We start from the raw sequence: 22001 nt of genomic DNA, 5'->3' as shown, positions 1-22001 counted from the left end.
AAATGGAAAACGCTATTGAAATTAAAAATTTAACCAAAATCTTTAATGAAAAATCGAAAAAAAGACAAAAAATAGCTTTAAACAGCATTTCTTTCAATGTCCCCAAAGGTTCATTCCACGGTTTTATAGGAAACAACGGTTCGGGGAAAACCACAACTTTTCGTTCAATTTTAGGTCTATATCCAGATGTTAAAGGTGAAATTTACATTAACGGAATTTCTTTTAAAAATGAAAAGTCAAGAGAAAAAATTGGCTATATTCCTGAAATTGCAATTTTTCCTAAAAACTTAACCATCAAAGAGTATGTTCAATATTTTGCTGAATTATCAGGAATGAAAAAGGCTGCTGCTCAAGAAAAAGCAAATGATTTATTGAAAAAATTCAATTTCGATTCCAAAGAATTTAACAAATCTGCAACCAAGTTATCATCTGGTCAAAAGAAAAAGGTTTTACTAATGCAAGCATTAGTTAATGACCCTGAAATATTAATTTTAGATGAACCTGCTGCTAATTTAGACCCTTCTGCTAGAATCGAACTTTACAAAGAATTAAAAGAGCTTTCAAACGAAGGAAAAACCATTTTTCTTTCTTCACACATTTTATTAGAACTAGAACAATACATTGATTCTTATACTATTTTAGCTGATGGTCAAGTTATCGATAGTGGCAAAATTGATGAAAAATTATCAGATCAAAAATTAAACAAGAAAATCATTATGACTAATGTTTTAGAAGAACAAAAAGACGAAATCAAAAAGATTTTTGAAAAACACGCATCTGAATTCGAAATCAAAGAAAAAGAAAATGAATATTGGGTTCTTTTCAGTTTAAAAAAACCAAATGAAACCAACAAATTATTAAATGATTTACTTAAAAAAGAATTAAATATTAAGCAAATCGCAGACAACAAAGTAAGTTTAAATGAACTTTATTTTTCACAAGAAGGTATGGAATAAGATTAACAAAGAGAAAAACCTCTTTGTTTTTTATTTATAAAATGAAAAATTACATAAAAATAAGCGAAAAGTGGAATCTTTACCATAGCAATTTGTTCTTATTTATATAATTATTAATAAGATAAATTAATAAATTATTGATAAATATATTAATAGTAAGTTAGTTTATCTGAAAATTATATTTTGAAAGGTTAGACATGAACAAGATAAATGTTTATAGTGAAATAGGAAAACTAAAAGAAGTCCTAGTTCACACCCCTGGCGATGAAATAAGGCGGGTTGCGCCGGCACGTTTAGAAGAATTATTGTTTTCAGCTATTCTTGAACCGGATGAAGCTATTGAAGAACATAAAAGATTCTTAAAAATCTTAACTGATAGAGGAATCAAAGTTATTCAACTAGATGACTTGGTTACTGAAACCTGAAAACACGCTTCAGCTGATCAAAGAGATGCTTTCATTGAAAAATGATTGAATGAAGCTGAACCAATTTTAACCAAAGAATTACGTGAAAAAGTAAAAGCATATTTACTATCACAAAAAGAAGTTAAAAGAATGATCAGAATCATGATGGCTGGTGTTGAAAAAACTGAATTAGGTATCGAATTAGATCGTGATTTAGTTGTTGACCCAATGCCAAACTTGTATTTTACTCGTGATCCTTTTGCTTCTGTTGGAAATGGTATTTCATTAAACAATATGAAATACGTAACTCGTAAAAGAGAAACTATATTCTCAGAATTTGTATTCAAAATACATCCTGATTATAAAGACACACCTCATTGATTTGACAGATTAGATGAAGGAAACATTGAAGGTGGAGATGTATTTATCTACAACAAAAAAACATTAGTTTTAGGTGTTAGTGAAAGAACAAATAAAGAAGCTATTTTAACAATTGCTAAAAAGATCAAAAAAGATCCACAAGCAAAATTTGAAAGAATAGTTGCTATTAATGTTCCTCCAATGCCAAACTTAATGCACTTAGATACTTGATTGACAATGATGGATAAAGATAAATTCTTATATTCACCAAACATGATGAAAGTATTAAAATTCTGAGAAATTGATTTAACCAAAGATATCAAAATGGTTGAATGTGAAAAAACCTTACCAGAAATGTTAAAAGACATTACAGGATTAGATCCAATTTTAATTCCAATCGCTGGTAAAGGTGCTTCACAATTAAGCATCGATATTGAAACACACTTTGATGGTACCAATTACTTAACAATTGAACCAGGTGTTGTTGTTGGTTATTCAAGAAATGTACTTACAGAAAAAGCTCTTGAAAAAGCTGGTGTAAAAGTTCTTTCTTTTAAAGGTAATCAACTTTCTCTAGGAATGGGTTCTGCAAGATGTATGTCAATGCCCCTTGTAAGAGAAGACCTTAAATAAATTTAAATTTCGAAAAAATAAAAATTTTAAAAAAGGAGAATTATATGCCAAGAAATTTAAAAGGACGTAGTTTAGATTCAGCATTAAATTTTACAACTGATGAAATAAACTATTTAATTGATTTAGCTTTAGATCTTAAAAAATCAAAAATGCAAGGTTTACATGTAAATAACCGTCCATTGGTTGGAAAAAATATTGCAATTATGTTTCAAAAAGATTCAACAAGAACACGTTGTGCTTTCGAAGTAGCAGCTGCTGATTTAGGAGCAGGTTGTACTTACATCGGGCCAGCTGGTTCAAACTTCGGTAAAAAAGAATCTATCGAAGATACCGCAATGGTTTTAGGCCAATTCTATGACGGAATTGAATTTAGAGGATTTAAACAATCTGATGTTGATGCATTAGTAAAATATTCAGGTGTTAGTGTTTGAAACGGATTAACCGATGATGAACACCCAACCCAAATGTTAGCTGATTACATTACAATCAAAGAATTCAAAGGTGACCTAAAAGGTAAGAAAATCGTTTTTGCTGGTGACATTAAAAACAATGTTGCTCGTTCAATAATGATTGGTGCTGCCTTTGTAGGAATGCATGTAGTACTTTGTGGACCAAAAGCACAAGCAGAATTAGTTAAAACTGGAAAAGGTTATAAAGAAGTTTATGATGCTTGTCAAAAACTATTTAAACAAAATGGTGGTTCTGTAAGTTTCAGCGATGATAAAATCAAAGCTGCTAAAGATGCTGATGTTATTTATACAGACGTATGAGTATCTTTAGGTGAAGACTTTTCTCTATTCGAACCTAGAATTAAAGAATTAGGTTCATTCCAAGTTGATATGAATATGATTAAAGCTGCTAAGGAAGATGTAATTTTCTTACATTGCTTACCAGCCTTCCACGATGACCATACCCAATTTTCTGCAGAAATTAAAGAACAATTTGGTAAAAAATACCCAGTAGTTGCTACTGGTGCGATGGAAGTTACTGATGAAGTATTTCAATCAAAATATAATAAATCAATCGAACAAGCAGGGAACAGAATGCATTCAATTAAGGCTGTTATCTTGGCTACTTTAGGATACTAAAGGCGGGATATATGGCAAAAATTGTTGTTGCTTTAGGTGGAAATGCATTAGGCAATAATCCACAAGAACAAAAAGAACTAGTAAAATTACCTGCACAAAAAATAGCTCAATTAGTTAAAGAAGGACATGAAGTTTTAGTAGGTCATGGTAATGGACCACAAGTCGGAATGATTTACAACGCATTCGCTGACGCTAAAAAAGTAAATGCTAAAACTCCAATGGTACCTTTTGCTGAAGCTGGTGGAATGTCACAAGGATATATTGGCTACCATATGCTTACTGCTTTAACAAATGAGTTTAGTAATAATAAAATTAATAAAGATGTTATTTATTTATTAACACAAACAATTGTTGATAAAAATGACAAAGCGTTTAAAAACCCTACTAAACCTGTTGGACCATTTTACACTACAAAAGAAGAAGCAGAATTAAATAACCCAAATTCTACAATCATCGAAGATGCTGGTAGAGGTTATAGAAAAGTTGTTCCTTCTCCATTACCATTAGATTTTGTTGGTATCAAAACTATTAAACAAAATTTCGATAATGGTACTGTAGTTATTGTAGGAGGTGGTGGAGGTATTCCTACCATTGAAGAAAAAGGTCAAATTACAGGTGTTGATGGAGTTATCGATAAAGATTTTGCTTTATCAAAACTTGCTTCTAAAGTTAATGCGAACATTTTTATAGTTTTAACTGCTGTTGATTATGCTTTTGTTAACTACAACAAACCAGATCAAAAGAAGTTAGAAACTGTTACTATTAAAGAACTTGAACAATACATTGAAGAAAAACAATTTGCACCTGGAAGTATGTTACCAAAAGTGCAAGCTGCTATAAACTTCGTTAAAGAAAATCCTAAAAATATAGCAATCATTGCTAGTTTAGACAAACTAGCAGAAGCTGTTGCTGGAAAAAGTGGAACAAGAGTTGTTGCAAAATAACTTTAAAATTAAATTTTCAAAAAGGAAATCTACTAAAAATGAATGAAGAATCAAAACAAGTTCAAGCTAATGTAGACTCAAAGAAGAAAATTTCCTTCATTTCTGCCTTATTAATCGTTATTGGTGGATCTATTGGGGCTGGTATTTTCTTCAAAGCAAAAAGCGTTGCTGAAAGTTCACACTCAAGTATGATTTTAGCTGCTTTATGTTGAGTTATTTCTGCTGTTGCAGTTATTGCTATGGCATTAGCACTTATCGAAATTTCATCTGTACGTAATGACAACTTGTCATTAATTGGATGAAACAAAGTTTTTAATAGCCGTTTCATAGCTAAGGCTTCTAAAAACTTTATGGTATATGTATACCTTCCATTAACCTACTTATTTATGCCACTTTATGTAATTATGTCGCTACAAGATGCTTTAGCCTCATTAGCAGGCAAAAATACCTTTGGTGTAATATTAGGTGGTAAAAATATAGATTGAATAATCTGATCTGCAATTTGTTTAGCTATGACAATATACTTTTTAACAGTTCCTACTTTATGATCAAAAGTAGGAGATATCCAAAACAAAGTAGTTTTAGGAATTAAATTCATTCCTATTGTTGCTGTTATTGTTTTAGGTTTAGCAATTGCTTTTGCTGGAAAAAGTAATGCGAGTGAATTAACTTGAAAAACCACAGGTTCTAAGAGTTTTCAAGAAGCTATTTTTAATGATAAAGGAATTGCTAGTGTTACTGGTCTTGGTGCTGGTCTTGGTATGTTCTTAGCTATTGCTGCTATCTTCTTTGCTTATGATGGATTCTATGTTGCTTCTGGAATTCAATCAGAAATGAAAGAACCTAAGAAAACTCCTTTAGCATTATTTATTGGTTTAGGAATTACCACAATTATCTACTTATTAATCGCTATCTCATTAACACTTAATGGTGGTGACGTATTTGGAATGTCAGCAAACCTTGAAAAACTATTCGGAAACAAAAAAGCTGCTGATATTGTTTTAGGAATTATGAACTTAATGATTGCTATCGGTGTATTAGGAATTATTAACGGATTCTCAATGTGAGCTCCTAGATATGTTGAAGACTTATTAGCAGAAGGTGAATTACCATTTTGAAGAAAAGCAAAAGGTAAATTAAACCCTAACTTCCCTATCTTTGGTGTTATTTACTCATTAATAATCACTATCCCAGTTGTTATTGTATTTACAATCATTGGTGCTCTAGGATACCTAGATATCAAAGATTATGAAGGAAGTTATGCTGGAATGGGAAAACTATATAGTTTCGCTGATTTAATGGCAAACTGAACTGCTGTGTTCACCTTTGGATTTATTGCTCTTGCTATCCTTGGTGGAATTATCAACAGAAAGAAAAACTTTGTTGAAATCAAAGACAAAAAACGTTACTTCTTACCAATGGCATGAATTGCTGTTATTACCGTATTCTTGTCAATGGCTATTACTATTTTAGTTCCTGTTGTTGACATATTCTTGTTGTTTGGATTGATTGGAAATTCAAAAGTTATTAAAAACGAAATAATCGTTTCACGGGTAATGTTAATTGTTGCTTTATTCTTATTTGCTGGATTAACATTCTTACCAACTGTATTCGAAGATCTATACGCTAAAAAGAAATTTGGATCAGTACAAAAATACGAAGATTACATTAAACAAGAATTAGCTAAATAGTTAAAAATCGAACAAAAAAATTAGGCTTTCAACTTAGGTTGAATAGTCTAATTTTTTTATTTTATTGTGAATTAACAATTTGATAAAAGTCCAAGTAGTCTTTATTAAGTTGTTTACGTTGTAAATGTAATTTTAAGTATGTTGGGTTAATATTTCTACTATTTGCAAATGTTTTTCAAGGGACCAAAAGGAATTGATTTCTATAAGGTGTTATACTTTTATGCTCAATATCGTTTTCTTTAATAGTTTTATCAACAATTGGATCATCTCAAGTACAATCAACAAACAAGTATTCATTGTTAATTTTAACCATATTTCAAGCATGACCTTCAACTTGATTAGCAGGATTTACTGCATCACCAGTTAAATATCATGAAGGAATGTTTAAGAAAGTCATAAACTTTTGAAACATTCGAGCATAACCTTCACAAACCACACCAAATTTACGATGTACAAAAGCATATGGACTTCTAATTTTGAATTTCATTTCTTCAGTTTCATCTGGTTCATAAAAATCTACATTTTGTACAATTCAATTATGTACTGCTCTAACTTGTTGCTTTTGGTCAAAGTTTTTGCTAATGATTTTTGGGATAGTTGATAAAACTAATTTATCAACTTCTAATTCTTCTTGCGGAGAATCAGTTCGATACGCAAAGTTAAATGAATAGGAAACATTATTTAAGTTTTTGGTATATTTGAAAAAAGCAACATCATTATAGTAATTAGACCCACCAGTTAAATCATAAATAAGGTCTAAAACATTAATAATATCATTAGGTTCATTTTCACCATTAAATGCAAAAGGTGGTGTATGTGCTATGTTTTTAACTTCTGCTGTTCCTCTTAAAAGCAAACTTTTTCTAATTGCTCTAATGTATCCAGCACTTAATAAATTAGTTTCTTTAACATTTTCTTGTCAAGCTAATTTATCTTTATTAAGATAAAGTGCATCTTCAACATTGAAAAACAAATCAAAATTATTTTCCATATTTTTCAAATAATTATGAATCTTATTTGATATTGAAATATAACTATCAAAATTAACTAAGATATGTTCATATTTTTTATCATTGTACAACTTAATCACTTCTTTAATAATTGGCTTTTTATGAGCCATTGGACCAGAACTAGGTTTTTCTGGATTATAAAAAGCTAAATATTTTGTTAAAAAGTTAATGTAGCTTATTAATTCTTTTCTATATCTTGATTCACTAAAATAATAATTATTAAACACAAAATCATTTACTTTAAATAATGATTGGTAAATTGAATTGGTTATTGCTGCTAACTCTTGTAATTTTCTTTTGTTATTTTGGTTTGGACTTACATAGGCAAAGTTGGTAGAAACAACATCAGATAATTTATTTACTTCTTGCAAAGCAACAAAGGAAATTTCTTCTTTACCTGCTAGACGTTCTATTAAAGTTTTATATTGATTTCTTTTTTCAAGAAACTCTTGATTTTCTTGTTCAGTAGGAACTTGCTTTTGAATATAAAAAGGAATGTTATTATCAGAAATAACGTCAGTTTTATCCTTATTAGAATGATTAGGATTTTGATCTGTGTTTTCCTGTTCTTTTTTCTCTTTTTCTTCTTTTTCCTTCTTTTCTTTTTCTTGCTTTTCCTTTTCAAGTTCATTATCTTGAATTGAACCTTTTACTCAAGTAAAAAACTTTCTTAAATTACAAGAAACAGCTAAAACAGGGATAGCTAAAATGCTAGAAGAAACTGCTAAATTAAGTAAAATTTTCCTCTTTGTTTTCATATGTTTAATTATTATAAGATAAAAAACTTTTATTACTCAACTTATTAAAAATAAAATCTTGCTATAAGAACTAATCTTTCAATTTTTTCAATTAAAGGACTTAAAAAACAAATTAAAGAATGACGTGAAACAGGAAAAGAAATTTATTAGTTATAAAAATATTAACAATAAAAATATACAAAAATATGATGATAAATATATTAAAGAATTAGGTGAAATGTATGAAAGAAAAAAATACAAATGGTGTTGCATTTTATCAAGGTAATTGATATTCTCCTGTAGATAAAGACAAAAAAGAAGATTTGTATGATGAAATATTAGAGACTTTAAAAGAAGAATGAAAGTATTTAAGTGAAATAATCAATTTCTAAAATTATTTTAATTAGCTTTTGAAATATATTTTAGCTTTTAAATAAGAAATAAAAAAATGTTTCAGATATAACTGAAACAAATTTTTGAATAAGCGACTATTCATATTTATTCAAAAAAATTTTAATATTTAGATATGAGCAGCGACAATAATGTAAACAACAGTCTTATCATCACTAGTACCATAACTAATATTTTTTAAGGAAATATTCCTTCCCCAATTGCCATAGATATTTATCAAGTTCCTTGAAATTATATTTTTTTAATTTATAAAACTCTTTAAATTTTATAAGAATGTTTTTGAATTTTGGATATACTCATAGATCATTCTCTTCGAAGTCATAGAATCTATTTACGTCACGATAATATTTTAAGACCTTATGAACATACGAATCATAGATTGGGAAATCTTGTTCATTATGATGAGAGCAGAACTTAGATGCAAAAGAATAGAAGTTCTTTGTTTTGCCTCCAATTGTAATCTTTGCTATTTCATTAACCAATGTAGGATCTCCGTCTTTAAGTCTAGTATCAATCTTTAAATTTCGGATATGTTTCGCAACTGGATATATCTTGAAGATATTAGTGCTATAGAAATCATTAAGAACGCTGCATTTAATCAAGATGTTAACTAATTCTTCATTGGATGAATAATCTCCAAAGACCTTATTCAGAGCATCTTCATGTGATGAATAAACTTCTAGTTCATTCCATTTCTTTAAATATTTCTCCACTTGTTCAACTGAAGGTTCAGGCACATTATCCTTTCTTTTATATGTCTTGGTTCTTGGTTTATTGCTAACAACCTTAGTTTTAACGGTCACATCTCCTTCGCGAATTAATCTTAATCTTTTATTTCTTAAATTAGGACTGACTCTAAAGCCACATTCAAGAATCAAATTAGCAAAATAATGCGTATCACTTGGATGCCAATATGCAGAATATTGATAAGCTGACTTTGATAAAGTTTTACCTATTATTTCTTCGATTTTAGATAAATCTAAATAGAAATCATCTCTGGTTTCTCTTTTTAAATATTTAGCTAAATCAGCGTACTTATACATATCAATCATCCTCCATTATTTCAAAAAACTCTTCATCAGATAAATCCTTATCAAAATTACATTCTTCCCTATATGGAACATGCTTTTTCTTTTTATCTGACTGCTTTTTGGAATAAATATTCAAAAATTAAAAAGGAATTTTATAAAATTATTTGTTTAATAAAGCATTAATAATTTTAAACATTGAAGGTTTTTCTTCATTAAATCTAAAGTTAGAAACTCTATAAATTGGATAACCTTTAACAGTCATAAAATCAATTTTGATTTTGTTTTCAATAAATTCATCAATATTGATTTCATCTGCTGCCGAATCTAAATTAAGACCAACAATAAAATTATTTTTATTATCTAATATTGCCATATCAATGTTATATGAACCAACACAATATTCCAAACTAGTTTTAATGTCATTAGCAAAACTTTGTTCTTTTAATCAAGAATTGATTTCAAAAATAAATTGAGATTTTTTGATTTTGTTTTCTTCTGAAATAGGAACGTCAGTATAAGATTTTTGCTTTTCACTTGACAATTGAATGTAGTTTAATCATTTTTTAAAAGTAAGTAAATTTTCATTTTTAGGATCAATTTCTGTATTTTTAATACTTTTAATGATAATCATTTTATCTTTTGCTCTGGTAATAGCAACATTTAAAGCATTTCTACCCTTTTTAGAACCAATGTAAGTTGCATGTAATGAAGTTGCCCCAGTATAACCAATTGAAGCAATAACTAATTCTGCTTCATCACCCTGAATATTTTCAATATTTCTTAATATAACTTTGTCTTCTAAAACTGCGAAAATTTTAGGTGATGATAAAGCAATTTGTTCATAAATATAATCTTGTTGTTTTCTATTAAATGCTAAAAGAATAATAGAATTGTATTTGTTTAAGTTCTTTTCACAAATTTGAATCATTTTGTCACATTCAATAGCATTTTTATTATCTTCTCAAATTCCAGGAACATCTATGACTTCTAAACTAGTTTTATTACGTTTAATAAAGTTATCTAAACCTTTAAGTTTAGAATCGTAAAATTCCTTGCTTGAAAATAATACTAGTTCACTAGAATTTGAACGATAGTTCATTTCTAAAACATATTTTGGTAAGTGATTGTGAATAGCTCAATCTAGTAATGAAGTTATTTCCTCTTCAGCATATTCATCTTCAGTTTCATCTCTGGTAGTAAATCAATTAGTGGGTTGCATTTGTTGACTATCACCTGCTACAACTACATTTTTACTAATCGAAATAAAAGGAATAGCTTTTTCAATAAATATCTGACTTGCCTCATCAAAGATTACATAATCAAATCTATCTTTTTCAAAATCAATAAAGTTTCCTAATATTTCAGGTGTCCCTACAAAGATGTTATAAACTTGTTTAATTATGTCATCAAAAAGAGAAGTGATTATGTATGGAGGTGTTATTTTTCTTTCTAATCTCCCAAAAAATTTGTTTAATTTTTGTAATTTTTTATCACTTAAAGTTCGATAATTATTTAATTTCTTTTTACTTAATAACGCACAATTATTGTAAATATCTTCTAATAATTCCGGAGTAGTATTATTTATATTTTTAAAGTCTAAAAATTTTGCATATTCTTGTTCTTGATTGTCGAATTGAATAAACGAATTTAATCTTATGAAATTAGATAGTTGTATTAAATCTAATATTTCATAATTAGATAAATACTTTTTGTGAAAATTAATTATTTTTCTAGTTAAAGCATAATTAACATTAAATTCACCAGTATATGCATTGAATAAGGATTTGTTTTCTGAAATTTTTAATTTTTGAGCAATTTTACGTTTAGATATTTTTTTAAAGTACTTAAGGATTTTTAAAAAATCATTCTTTGATTTAAATTTATTATAAAGTTTGTAAAACTTAAATAAATTATCTAAATCATCATTTAAATTTCCTTGTTTTTTTAAGTTTTGGTAGGCTATTAAATCTTTATTAAAGATTTCTCCAATTTCACTTTTAGCATTTAAATAATCCATTTCTGTTTTATGGAAAAAACCAAAATGGTAATTGTTGTTTTCTTTGTATTTAAATGAATTATTTATTTTGTTAAAGTAATCAATAATTGGTTTATAAAAATATTCTTTTTCACTTTGACTCGCTTTTGGTGATTCAGAAAACTGAAACATCATATTTTGATAAACCCCAAGTCTTTTTAAAACAACATCTAATGCTACTTTCTTTTGAGAGATAAATAAAGCTTTTTTATTATTTCTTGCAATATTGATTAAGATGTTAGCGATAGTTTGTGATTTACCAGTACCAGGAGGACCTATAATAATTGAAGAATTATTTAAAGCACCTAAAATAGCCTTTTCTTGACTAAAATCAGAAGGAGTAACTCTAGCAATTGTATTGCTTTCTAGTGTTTTTTCATATGTTTCTTTATTGTAGTTAAACAAATCATCTATCTTAATTAGCTTATCTATTTTATCCTGAGCAATTAAGTTGATCATTACATCTCTTAATTTGGTGCCTAATGGATTAGCTTGAACTAAAACAGTGCCTTCTTGAAGTTCAATCAATGAATTGTTAATAAAACTTTTTTTGTCTAATTCTGTAAAGGAATTACTAAAAATAGAATTATCAACATTATGATTTGTAACAAAGTTTTTATGAAGTTCAAATATATTGCTTAAAACATTATTGATAGATACATCTTCACCATCAACTAAAATAGGTAATTTAAATTCACTATGTTGTTCGATTAAATATTTTAGTTTTTCATTAAGAATAACATTTTCATCTCTATTCTCAAGAAAAATTGAATCATTTTCAATTGTTATTTTAACTGCTTTTAGAATAAAAGGAGCATGTAAATAAACATCATCTTTTCTAAATTTTAAAAAATATGTTCCTATATAAAGGGGTCATAAATTAGTTTCTGAATAAATTTCTTCAATTTTTTTAGCATTTGCTTTTCAAGTTTTTACAAAGTTATAGTTTGTATCTATAATTCTTTTTTTATAATAAGGTAATCATTTTGCATAATCCAGTGCTAAATTTTCTTCCATTTTTGGAGTAATTTGTATTTCGTTATCTTGAGCTCATAATTTAAAATTTTTAACATTATTTATCTTATTTAATTCATCAAGAGCAGATTTTTCAATTGTATTTTTTAATGATATTTTAAATTTAGTAGAATTCAAAATATCTCTTAAATTTTTGATTCCCACTAATTTTTTTAAATCACAATTAATATTAGAAAGCTTATAAAAAGTAGCATTATCACCTTTACTTTTTATATCTAGTAAATTATTTGCTAATCTTTTATATCTTGAAGAGTGAATTTTCTTAATATCAACCTTTTTTATTTTATTAAGATCTAAAGTTAAAATTTGCTTCATAATATCTCCTTGTTGTATCTAAATATTATAAAGAGTTTTTTCATAGTGCTTATTGAATTAAAGTAAAACTATTCTTAGTTTATTGGAGTTAGATTAGGAAATAATATGTACTAATTACAAAAAAGCACTTAATTTGTGCTTTCTTCATCTTTTTCTTCTTTATATGAATACATTCTAAGAATGATGTTAATTAATTGTCTAGATCTTTCATCAATGTGATTTTTTATATTTTGTCAATTGTTATCATTAATTTGTAAAGGTCACAACTCTATTTTATCTTCTATTTTATCTTTTTTATCATCATTATATTTATTGTTGTTGTCATCTTTTTTTTCACCATAACCTTTTGTTATTTTAAAATGTTCGGGACAATTTTGTGTTTCCTTTTCACTTTGATCTTTATTTCCTTGTTCTATATTATCTCTAGGAGGCAACAAAGAAAGGTTTCCTATCTTTGACACATATTTTTTGTATTCATCATCAAATTTTTCTTCTGTTATATCAAATGTAATTTTTGATTCCTTATTACGCTTTTGAGGAGAATTATGTTCTAAATCCAATTTAAAATCTGGATCAAAAATTTTATATTCATATATACCAGAGTTTGCATATTTAAAGTTAAAAAACATACTACAACTATTGTTTAGATAAAAGTTAATTCTTTTAAGATATAGTTTAATTCTTGAGTTATATTTTGGGAGTGGATTTTCTTGGTATTTTTTTGTTAATGTGTCTTTTAAATCACCGTTTCTTTTTTCTTTACTTAACGCATTTAATGTTGTTAATTGTTCTGTTAAATTTTTGGCAAATGTTTCAAGGTTATAGTTAACATCATCTCTTATTTTTTTGGCAATTTCAAAAAAACGAATACCTAAAGAATCAGAATGGTAGCTAATTTCTTCTCAAAAAACATTAAATCTTTCAATTTCAAATAATCATTTTATTGAGTCAGAAATTTGTTTTTTATTTTCTTTTATATTTTCCTTATTTAAATCAAAAATTTTAAATTTGTCACATATAGCTCAGACCAAAGGAATAACAACAGTTTTGTCACCTCATTGTGCCGCTTTAATAGCTTGACTATAAGCAAATATATCTGAAATATAAATATTTGTTTTATTCCAAATATCTTCCTCTTTTGTACTATTTTTAATATATAGAAATATATTCAAAAAGTTATGTAAAACAACTAATGCTTTAAAAATTTTTAATTCTAGTAAAGAATCTAAATCTTTATTTTTTTCCTTGAATTTTTTTATTTTTTCTTTTAAAGATTCATCTTTTTCTACTTCATCTCCAAGAAATGACAAGATGTTTTTTAATTTATTTGCAATTAAAACTTCCTGATTGATATGATCACTATTGTCAAGTATATTTAGTTTAGTAATTAAGTTATCAACAAAAAGAATCAATAAAGTATTATCTATCTCATTATTTTTATTTTGTTTTACAAATTTTTCAAATATTTTTTTATTGAAATATTCAATAATGCGAGTGACTTCTTTAGAGTCAATATCATTTTTAGACATTTCAATTTTAGCTTGCGAGTATATATAATTTCTAATCAAATCAAGAGAACTTAAAGTTTTTTGAATAGTGTTGAGATTTTCAAAAATCTTATTTGAGTATTCCTCTCCACCATTTAGTATTGTAAGAGTAAATATTGTCTTCATCAATATATGCTCATTAAATTTTCTAATATCTTTAACATTATTTTTTATATATTTAATTATTTTCAAAATTCGATTTCTAAATGGATTTTTGTTAGAGTTTTTTGGATTTACAATAACTTTATTAAAATTGTCACATGATTCAATTTCATTACAGTTCTTAATAGAGGATAAATCTTTTGAAAACAATGTTTCAAATATTTTTGGTATCGGATCATTTTCTGGAGAATATAACATTATTTTCATAATAGAATATAAAATTAAATGAATAGTAAACAACCTTTGTTGCCCATCAATAAGGTTACGGCTGTGATCATGATCATGATACATAATTATTACATTGTTTAAATATGTTTGTTTTCCTTTATCCATATCAGAAATAATACTTTTAATCATCATTTGTATGGCTTCATCATTTCAAACATATGCTCTTTGAAAAATTGGAATATTAATGCCCTCTTTAAAAGAATTGAAAAATTCAAAAACAGAAGCAAGTTGAGAACCTTCGCCTTCTTCTAATTTCTTACATTTGTATTTTTTTAATTCCTCATCATTATATTCTTCAAATTTTTTATTTTTGTCGCATAAAAGTATACGTTCACTTTCTTTGCTGGATATACCAAATGATTTATGAAATATTTCTGCGATATCTATAATTGTTTTTTCATTCAATAATTTTCCAAGTTCTTCATAACATTTTTCTTTTTTAATATCGCAAATATTTTTGAATTCATCTAACAATTCATCAAAAATTCGAATTTTTTCTTCATTATTTTTATTTTCTTTAACATAAGAATTCAATCCATCTAACCATATAGAAAAAATAAAATCAATTTTCTTTTCTTTTTTAACATTAATTTGAATTTCCTTTAATTTTTCTATTTTTTCTTTTAGTGTATTCATTAATTCATCATTTAGTGTTTTAGATAAGAATTCATCTAATTGTTTTTCTACATCATTTTCTTTTAAGCGATTTGTTGTCATAAAACTCACAAAAGGATCAGAAAAAAGATATTCTTGTTCATCTTCTTTTTTATTTTTTTTATTATTTTTGTTTTCAATTTTTAAAATATCTAAAAATTCAAGAATTTTTAAAAAAGTATCTGTCAATTCAGTTGATAATTCTTCTTCTTCTTTATAATTTTCTTTTGTGTATACTGTTTTGTCGAACAGATTAAATTTTAAATTAACTTTATTTTTAACTTGATCAAGTTTTCTAATTATTTTAATTTTTTTAATATTTTCAATAATTTTCAGGTCTTTCATCCAATTTAGAATTTGTTTTTTAATTTGAATAAAAGTTAAATGACGAATTACTCAATATTTAATATTTTTATTTTCGAATGTTTTTTTAATTTTTTCTGACATTATTTCCTTCTTTTTATTTGCGTTTAAATTTGCTCATAATTTTTTAACTAGTTTATTTGGTGTAGAACTTCTTCCTTTTAGAAATTAAAATCAAAACCGTAAAAAATTGGTTTGTTGTTGCTGATAATTCGTTCTTTTAATAAATTTAGTTTATTCTTTTATTTAAAAATCATTCATTTAAACTAAATTTTTATAACCTTGAAAATCCCATGATTTTGAACTTCTTGGATTTTCAATCACTCAAACCTTTGGTTTAAAATGTTTTATTATTTTAATGGTTCCACTAATTGTAGATTCTCCAATTAATCTGCCTTGTTCTTTTTGTTCAAAAAACCTTCTTTTTACTGGATGACAAGTTTTTAGATATTCATCATAAAATGTTGATGATTTAACTTTTCAGTTTCCATTTTCATCAAAACCCAAAAACATTCTTCCATCACAATCTGCTGAACTTCAACTTTCGCAAGGAGGTGAAGCTAAAATAATGTCAGGTTTTGGTAAACTTGACAATTGTTTTATTAAATTAAGATTATTTAAAGATAGGTCAATTTTGTGATAAAAATACAAGTTTGATTGCTCAAACTCAATATCATTAATACCAATTGAATGAACCTCAATATTTGTATTGTTAGAATTATTTAATTGTTTGATTGCTTTTTTATATGATGAATTAGCATCATCATATAAAGCTCAAACTATGAGATGCTCTCTCTCTCTCTCTCTTATTCATATTATTATGTTTCCTACTAAATAGCATTAAAATATATTTTACTTTAAATTATAGTCAGTATTTATTTAATACCATTTAAAAATTAGAAGTTTTAATTACTTAATTGTAAAATTAGATTATGATGTTTGACACAATTGTAGCAATAAGTTCTGGAGCAAAAATCAATCAACCTATCTCAGTTATTAGATTATGTGGGCCAGAAGCAATAGATATTTTAAAAAAGATTTATAAAGGTGCTATCGGTAAGGATCATTCCATAACTTTCGGTAGAATTTATGAAAAAGATAAATTAATTGATGAAGTGTTAGTAATGTGATTTACTGGCACCAACAACTATACAGGAGAAATTACTTTAGAAATAAATGCTCATGGAGGTATATTAGTTACCAATAAAATCCTTGAACTTTTATTAACAGCAGGGGCTAGAATGGCAGAGCCTGGCGAATTCACAAGAAGGGCATTTTTAAACGGAAAATTGGATTTAGTTAAAGCAGAAGCAATTCATGATTTGATTATGGCTCAAACCACATATCAAAGAGAAATGTCAATCAAGAAATTTGATAACAAAACTTCAAATTACCTAAATCAATTATTAGATAAAATAATGTATCTAATTGGTGCTTGTGAAGTAAATATTGATTATCCAGAATATGAAGATGTTGAACAATTAACTAATGATGTTTTATTACCAAAAGTTCAAAACTTAATACAAGAAATTGAAACTTTGATTAAGCTATCAAGAGAATCAAAGATGCTTTATGAAGGGATAAAAGTTGCGATTGTTGGAAAACCAAATGCTGGAAAATCATCAATTTTAAATTCATTACTTAATGAAGAAAGAGCAATAGTTACTAGTGTTGCTGGCACTACCAGAGATATTATTGAAGCCAATTATTCATTAGGCGGAATATTATTTAAATTAATTGACACTGCAGGGATAAGAAAAACCAAAAGTCTAATTGAAAATATTGGTGTTAGAAAATCAATAGAACAAATCAAAAAATCTGACTTAGTTTTACACATTGTTGATGTTAATAAAAAAGAAGATGAATTTGATAAACAAATTGAAAATGAAGCTTTATTAAATAATAAAAAATACCTAAAGATTTTTAACAAAATTGACTTATTTACAGGTAAAAAAGAAAAAAATTCAATTTATATTAGTGCAAAAAATAATAATCTAAATGACTTAGAACAAGCTATTACAAACTTATATAAAAACATATTGAATAATGATCAAGAACTTATTTATAATGCTAGACAATTATCGTTAGTTGAACAAGCTTTTAATTGCTTGAAAGAAGCGGAAAAATCACTACAATCAGGTTTAACTGTTGATGTGATAATAGTTGATTTACAAGAAGCATGAGAACATTTATCAGATATTTTAGGTAAATCAAACAAAGAAGATTTACTCGATTCTATGTTCAAAAATTTCTGTTTAGGAAAATAATTACTAATCATATAATTCGCAACCATTTGTAATGTTGCGAATTTTTATTTATAAATTTAAAAAATAGAGCAAAAAAAATTTATCTTTTTTATTTTTTGCTTTATCATATTAATGTATTTATTGCGAGTATAGTTTAATGGTAGAACTTCAGCCTTCCAAGCTGACTATGAGGGTTCGATTCCCTTTACTCGCTCCATTTCAAGAAATGTCTGGTAATCCCAGACTTTTTTGTTATTTTTTTAAATGTGTAAATTATAAATTTCTTGCCTAATTTGGTCGGGGGGGGGGTATATACTATTAAATATATTCCAATTAAAAAATAAAATTTAGGAGTTTAGGATTTATGAATTTTATCAACCACATAAATATGATGAACAGCATTAACATTAATATTATTAGAGCTTTCCGTCATTCACGTCTTTCAAAAACGTATGAGAAAAATTTAAAACTAGGCTTAAGCATACCATATTGATTAACTTTTAAGAGCTTAATAGATTTAGAAGAAAAAGAAGAAGATGACGATAGCATTTTTTATGATTATTTTGTTGAAAATTTTATCGATTTTAGAAAAATAAAATCAAAAAAAGTTCCAAAAAATATGGGCTTTATGTATTATTTTATCAATTACTACTACTTAATTAAGTTAGATGAAATTGTAAATAATGATGATCCTTATTTATTTTCATTTTTCTTTCTTAGCTGCGGTTTTGTTCAAAAAAATGTTATTCAACATATAAAAATTGAAAATTTTAATGTTTGAAAAAAATATTTTCTACAAGATATTCCAAAAAAATATAAAAAAAGAAAAACCAATGGAATTTGCTTTAAAGAATGAATTGACAAATTCTTTGATATTGCAGAAAAAAGAATGGCTGATAATTTTGATTTTTGATTTAACGTTCAGCAAGATGCAAATAGTTTTTTATCGTTTAATTTTAATTCAGAAAAGGATGAACTAAGTTTTTTAAATGTTTACAATTTGGAAATAGAGGATCTTAAGAAAATATCTATTGAAATATTGGAATGTGAGGATAGAAGTAAATTTGTTTCTAATGATTCGAAAATTAATAAAATTATTGAAACATTTGATGTAGACTTTTTGAATTTTTGTAATGCTTATAAAAAATACAATCATCAAAATAATAGCGATTTTTCATGAAAATTTAATAGTTTATTTTTAGGTTGATATGATCTTTCTTTAGATGAAATGGAAACAAATTGAAATGAATTAAAAACTATGTTCCACGATCTCTTATCAAACACTTTGAATAATGCGTTGGAGGAATTGAATATTTACAAAGAAAATGATGAGGGAGATTTAGTTTTAAATTCATATTTCTTCTTTATTTTTTCGCTTCTTTTTTTGTTGAAAGAAAAAACGAGAGAGAATTTTATTTATGATTGAAAACATTTTTTAAATGAACTAGTTAAATTTGAAGTATCTAAAAGCACAGAAAATGATTTAGAGCTATCAACTATAAAAGAATTTAAAGAAGATGATTATAAAGGAACAAGCATTATATATGCGCATAGTCTTGAAAACAAAATAAATAAAAAAGAATTTAGTATGTTCAAAAAATCATTATATTCACTAGAAATTGATGAAATAATAAATAAGGAAAATTATAAAGATTATGAAAAGGAATGAGACAGTGATAAGTTTGTTGACACTGAAAAAAGTGATTTAAAGAAATTTTTTCATTCTACATTAATTGGTTTTGAGTTAGGTATTAGTACGGACCCAAAAAAGAGAAAAAAGAACAAGATAGCAATTACTGTTTTAAGTATTTTCTTATTTTTAATAAATTTAACATTATGTTTTTTACCATTAATGTTGAGATAGCGCTTTTATAACCACAATTATTTTTTTGTATTAAAATTTAATGTATGGAAAAACAAAATTCTTTATATTGAGACGGATATTTTATGTCCCTTGCTAAAGTTTCAGCTTTAAGATCAAAAGACCCTTCTACAAAAGTTGGCGCTTGCATTATTAACAACAAAAAAAGAGTTATATCTTTAGGATATAACGGGATGCCAAAAGGGAATGATGAAGAATTTCCTTGAAATAGAGAGGGGACTCAAAGTCAAACCAAGTATGCTTATGTAATTCACGCAGAGATGAATGCGATTTTAAATTGTCCGGTTGATTTTGAAAATTGTACAATTTACACTTCTTTATATCCTTGTTCAAATTGTGCTAAAACTATTGCACAATCTGGAATTTCAGAAGTGGTATATGAAGATGATAAATATCATGATACTGAAGATGCGGAAATAGCAAGAGCAATATTAAAAACAAGTAATATAAAAACAAGAAAAATTGATATCAATTCAAATATTTCAATTGAAGTTGGTAAGGAAAAATTCACAATATAAAAATGTAAGCATTGTTGGTTGCTTACATTTTTATATGACAAACTGTTTCTGGATGTTTATCAACATAATCTTGGTGATATTCTTCAGCTAAAAAGTAATTCTTGATTTTTAACACTTCGGTTACAACTGTACCTTTGATGTTTTTGCTTAATTCTTCAATAGTTTCTTTAATAACTGCTTCATCTTTGTCATCAACAAAGTAAAGTCCATTTCTATATTGTCTACCATAATCTGGACCTTGGTAATCTTTAGCAGTTGGGTCAATTACTGCAAATAATTTTTTAACTAATTCACTTAAAGAAATTTGTCTTTCATCATAGAAAATTTCAACTGCTTCAACAGCATCAGTTTCATTAGTTTTTACTAATTCATAACTTGGGTTAGCTACTTTAGAATTAGCGTATCCTACAGTAGTTTGTAAAACACCTTTAATAGTTTTAAAATAAGCTTGAACACCTCAAAAACAACCACCTGCTATATAAATTATTTTCATTATTTTTCTCCTATTATCTTTTTAAATTTTTCTGTAGCATCTACTAATGCTTCAGCAATGTTGATTTCTTTCGCTGAATGTCCTGAAGCATTAATAAAATTAAGATCACATTTATTTAATTGCTTTGCTAATAAAAATGCGCAAACAGGTCTACAATCCATATCGTATCTTCCATGAATGATAATGGTTGGAATATCTTTAATTTTGTTACTGTTATTTAGAATATAGTTATCATCTTCTAAAAAATTATTGTTTATAAAGAAGTGATTTTCAAGTCTTGCTATTTCTAAGTTTGCTTTAGCATCTTTTAAATATTCTTGCATTTCAGGAATTGGATTTAAAGTAATTAAATTCAATTCTCATTTTGCTCAATGATAAGCAGCATCATAAGCGATATTTAAATCTTTATGATTTAATAGTTTGTTATAAGCCTTAACTAAATTATTTTGTTCATTTTTAGGTACAAAGTCTCTAAATTCTTGATAAAGCTCTGGGAAATAGTTGCAAGCACCATTTTGATATAAATAATCGTTGTCCTCTTTTCTTGCTAAATAAATTCCTCTTAAAATCATTCCTAAAACTCTTTTAGGGTAATTGATAGCGTAAATTAAACTTAATGCAGAACCTCAAGAACCACCGAATAAAATTCATTTATCAATGTTTAAATGAACTCTAATTTTTTCGATGTCTTTAATTAGTTCTCAAGTGTTATTTTCTTTAATTTCAGCACTAGGAGTACTTTTACCACAACCTCTTTGATCAAACAAAATAACTCTATAAACTTGAGGGTCAAAAAATTGTCTGCTTGATTCACTTATGCTTCCACCCGGACCACCATGAACATACAAAATAGGAATTCCATTTGGATTTCCAACTTCTTCAAAATATATTTGGTGAATTTCACTTACTTTTAAATGTCCAGAATTAAATGGTTCTACTAAATCATATAATTTCATTTTATACCTTCTTTAACTGAATAAAAAAACTGCTAAAAGCAGTTGAATTAATAAGAAAAGATATTAGTTTTGTGATATACGATCACTGTTAGATACGAAACCAGGAACTTTTTTACCATTGTAAAAACCACATTCTCTACATACATGATGTTGTTGATATAAGTTAGAGCAATTTTTACATTTAACTAAATTTTGTACCGGTAAAGCATCGTGTGTTCTTCTTTTATTTTTTCTTTGCTTGCTAGTTTTTCTCTTTGGGTTTATCATATCTCTTCTCCTTGAATATCAATAAAAGCAATATT

17 protein-coding genes and 1 tRNA gene are annotated in these 22001 nt (G+C 26.5%); 10 read left to right on the top strand and 8 right to left on the bottom strand.

The annotated features are described in order from the left end of the window. The first annotated feature begins 2 nt into the window (after positions 1-2). The 5 genes from ACJA25_RS03345 to ACJA25_RS03325 all read left to right on the top strand — a co-directional run bounded on the left by ACJA25_RS03345 (position 3) and on the right by ACJA25_RS03325 (position 6076). Complete coding sequence (locus ACJA25_RS03345; protein ID WP_406615353.1) at positions 3-956, top strand: ATP-binding cassette domain-containing protein; 954 nt, start codon at positions 3-5, stop codon at positions 954-956. A gap of 197 nt (positions 957-1153) precedes the next feature. Next, the gene (locus tag ACJA25_RS03340; protein ID WP_406615351.1) at positions 1154-2353 is read left to right on the top strand and encodes an arginine deiminase family protein; all 1200 of its coding nucleotides are present in this window, start codon (positions 1154-1156) and stop codon (positions 2351-2353) included. A gap of 44 nt (positions 2354-2397) precedes the next feature. Then, on the top strand, positions 2398-3441 hold the full coding sequence (gene argF, locus ACJA25_RS03335) for an ornithine carbamoyltransferase (RefSeq protein WP_406615349.1): 1044 nt from the start codon (positions 2398-2400) through the stop codon (positions 3439-3441). Between the two features lie 11 nt (positions 3442-3452). Continuing rightward, a complete protein-coding gene (gene arcC, locus ACJA25_RS03330; protein ID WP_406615347.1) occupies positions 3453-4385 on the top strand; it encodes a carbamate kinase in 933 nt (310 codons plus the stop codon). A gap of 38 nt (positions 4386-4423) precedes the next feature. Next, complete coding sequence (locus ACJA25_RS03325) at positions 4424-6076, top strand: APC family permease (protein ID WP_406615345.1); 1653 nt, start codon at positions 4424-4426, stop codon at positions 6074-6076. Positions 6077-6137: 61 nt separating this feature from the next. On the opposite strand, the gene ACJA25_RS03320 is transcribed toward ACJA25_RS03325, so the two are convergent. Further along, positions 6138-7844 (bottom strand): transglutaminase domain-containing protein, encoded by a 1707-nt coding sequence (locus ACJA25_RS03320; protein ID WP_406615343.1) that lies wholly within the window; start codon positions 7842-7844, stop codon positions 6138-6140. Between the two features lie 221 nt (positions 7845-8065). On the opposite strand from ACJA25_RS03320, the gene ACJA25_RS03315 reads away from it, so the two are divergent. Then, positions 8066-8215, top strand: a complete 150-nt coding sequence (locus ACJA25_RS03315; protein WP_406615341.1) for a hypothetical protein — start codon at positions 8066-8068, stop codon at positions 8213-8215. Positions 8216-8401: 186 nt separating this feature from the next. Here the strand turns inward: ACJA25_RS03315 and ACJA25_RS03310 are convergent, their stop codons facing one another. The 4 genes from ACJA25_RS03310 to ACJA25_RS03295 form a co-directional block, all read right to left on the bottom strand. Then, a complete protein-coding gene (locus ACJA25_RS03310; RefSeq protein WP_406615339.1) occupies positions 8402-9286 on the bottom strand; it encodes a hypothetical protein in 885 nt (294 codons plus the stop codon). A gap of 139 nt (positions 9287-9425) precedes the next feature. Beyond that, complete coding sequence (locus tag ACJA25_RS03305) at positions 9426-12650, bottom strand: AAA domain-containing protein (protein ID WP_406615337.1); 3225 nt, start codon at positions 12648-12650, stop codon at positions 9426-9428. A gap of 128 nt (positions 12651-12778) precedes the next feature. Next, entirely contained in the window at positions 12779-15688 is a 2910-nt protein-coding gene (locus tag ACJA25_RS03300) for a DUF262 domain-containing protein (RefSeq protein ID WP_406615335.1), read from the bottom strand. A gap of 177 nt (positions 15689-15865) precedes the next feature. Then, on the bottom strand, positions 15866-16198 hold the full coding sequence (locus ACJA25_RS03295) for a hypothetical protein (protein WP_406615333.1): 333 nt from the start codon (positions 16196-16198) through the stop codon (positions 15866-15868). A 341-nt stretch (positions 16199-16539) separates the two neighbouring features. On the opposite strand from ACJA25_RS03295, the gene mnmE reads away from it, so the two are divergent. From mnmE to ACJA25_RS03275, 4 genes are all read left to right on the top strand, one after another. Further along, complete coding sequence (mnmE, locus tag ACJA25_RS03290) at positions 16540-17871, top strand: tRNA uridine-5-carboxymethylaminomethyl(34) synthesis GTPase MnmE (RefSeq protein WP_406616197.1); 1332 nt, start codon at positions 16540-16542, stop codon at positions 17869-17871. 122 nt (positions 17872-17993) lie between these two features. Then, a tRNA-Gly gene (locus ACJA25_RS03285) sits at positions 17994-18067 on the top strand. Positions 18068-18214: 147 nt separating this feature from the next. Beyond that, complete coding sequence (locus ACJA25_RS03280; RefSeq protein WP_406615331.1) at positions 18215-19714, top strand: hypothetical protein; 1500 nt, start codon at positions 18215-18217, stop codon at positions 19712-19714. 44 nt (positions 19715-19758) lie between these two features. Then, positions 19759-20250: a deoxycytidylate deaminase gene (locus ACJA25_RS03275; RefSeq protein WP_406615329.1), complete on the top strand. Its 492-nt coding sequence runs from the start codon at positions 19759-19761 to the stop codon at positions 20248-20250. Positions 20251-20272: 22 nt separating this feature from the next. Here ACJA25_RS03275 and msrA read toward each other — a convergent pair whose 3' ends face one another. From msrA to rpmF, 3 genes are all read right to left on the bottom strand, one after another. After that, positions 20273-20743 (bottom strand): peptide-methionine (S)-S-oxide reductase MsrA, encoded by a 471-nt coding sequence (gene msrA / locus ACJA25_RS03270; RefSeq protein WP_406615327.1) that lies wholly within the window; start codon positions 20741-20743, stop codon positions 20273-20275. After that, the gene (gene pip / locus ACJA25_RS03265) at positions 20743-21699 is read right to left on the bottom strand and encodes a prolyl aminopeptidase (RefSeq protein ID WP_406615325.1); all 957 of its coding nucleotides are present in this window, start codon (positions 21697-21699) and stop codon (positions 20743-20745) included. The genes msrA and pip overlap by 1 nt, the downstream gene beginning before the upstream one ends. 63 nt (positions 21700-21762) lie before the next feature. Continuing rightward, on the bottom strand, positions 21763-21966 hold the full coding sequence (gene rpmF / locus ACJA25_RS03260) for a 50S ribosomal protein L32 (protein ID WP_406615323.1): 204 nt from the start codon (positions 21964-21966) through the stop codon (positions 21763-21765). Positions 21967-22001 lie beyond the last annotated feature (35 nt).

Source organism: Mycoplasmopsis hyopharyngis (assembly GCF_045276885.1).
GTDB lineage: Bacteria > Bacillota_I > Bacilli_A > Mycoplasmatales > Metamycoplasmataceae > Mycoplasmopsis > Mycoplasmopsis hyopharyngis.
Note: the sequence above shows the minus strand (reverse complement) of the source record. Positions and strands in the feature narration are given on the sequence as shown.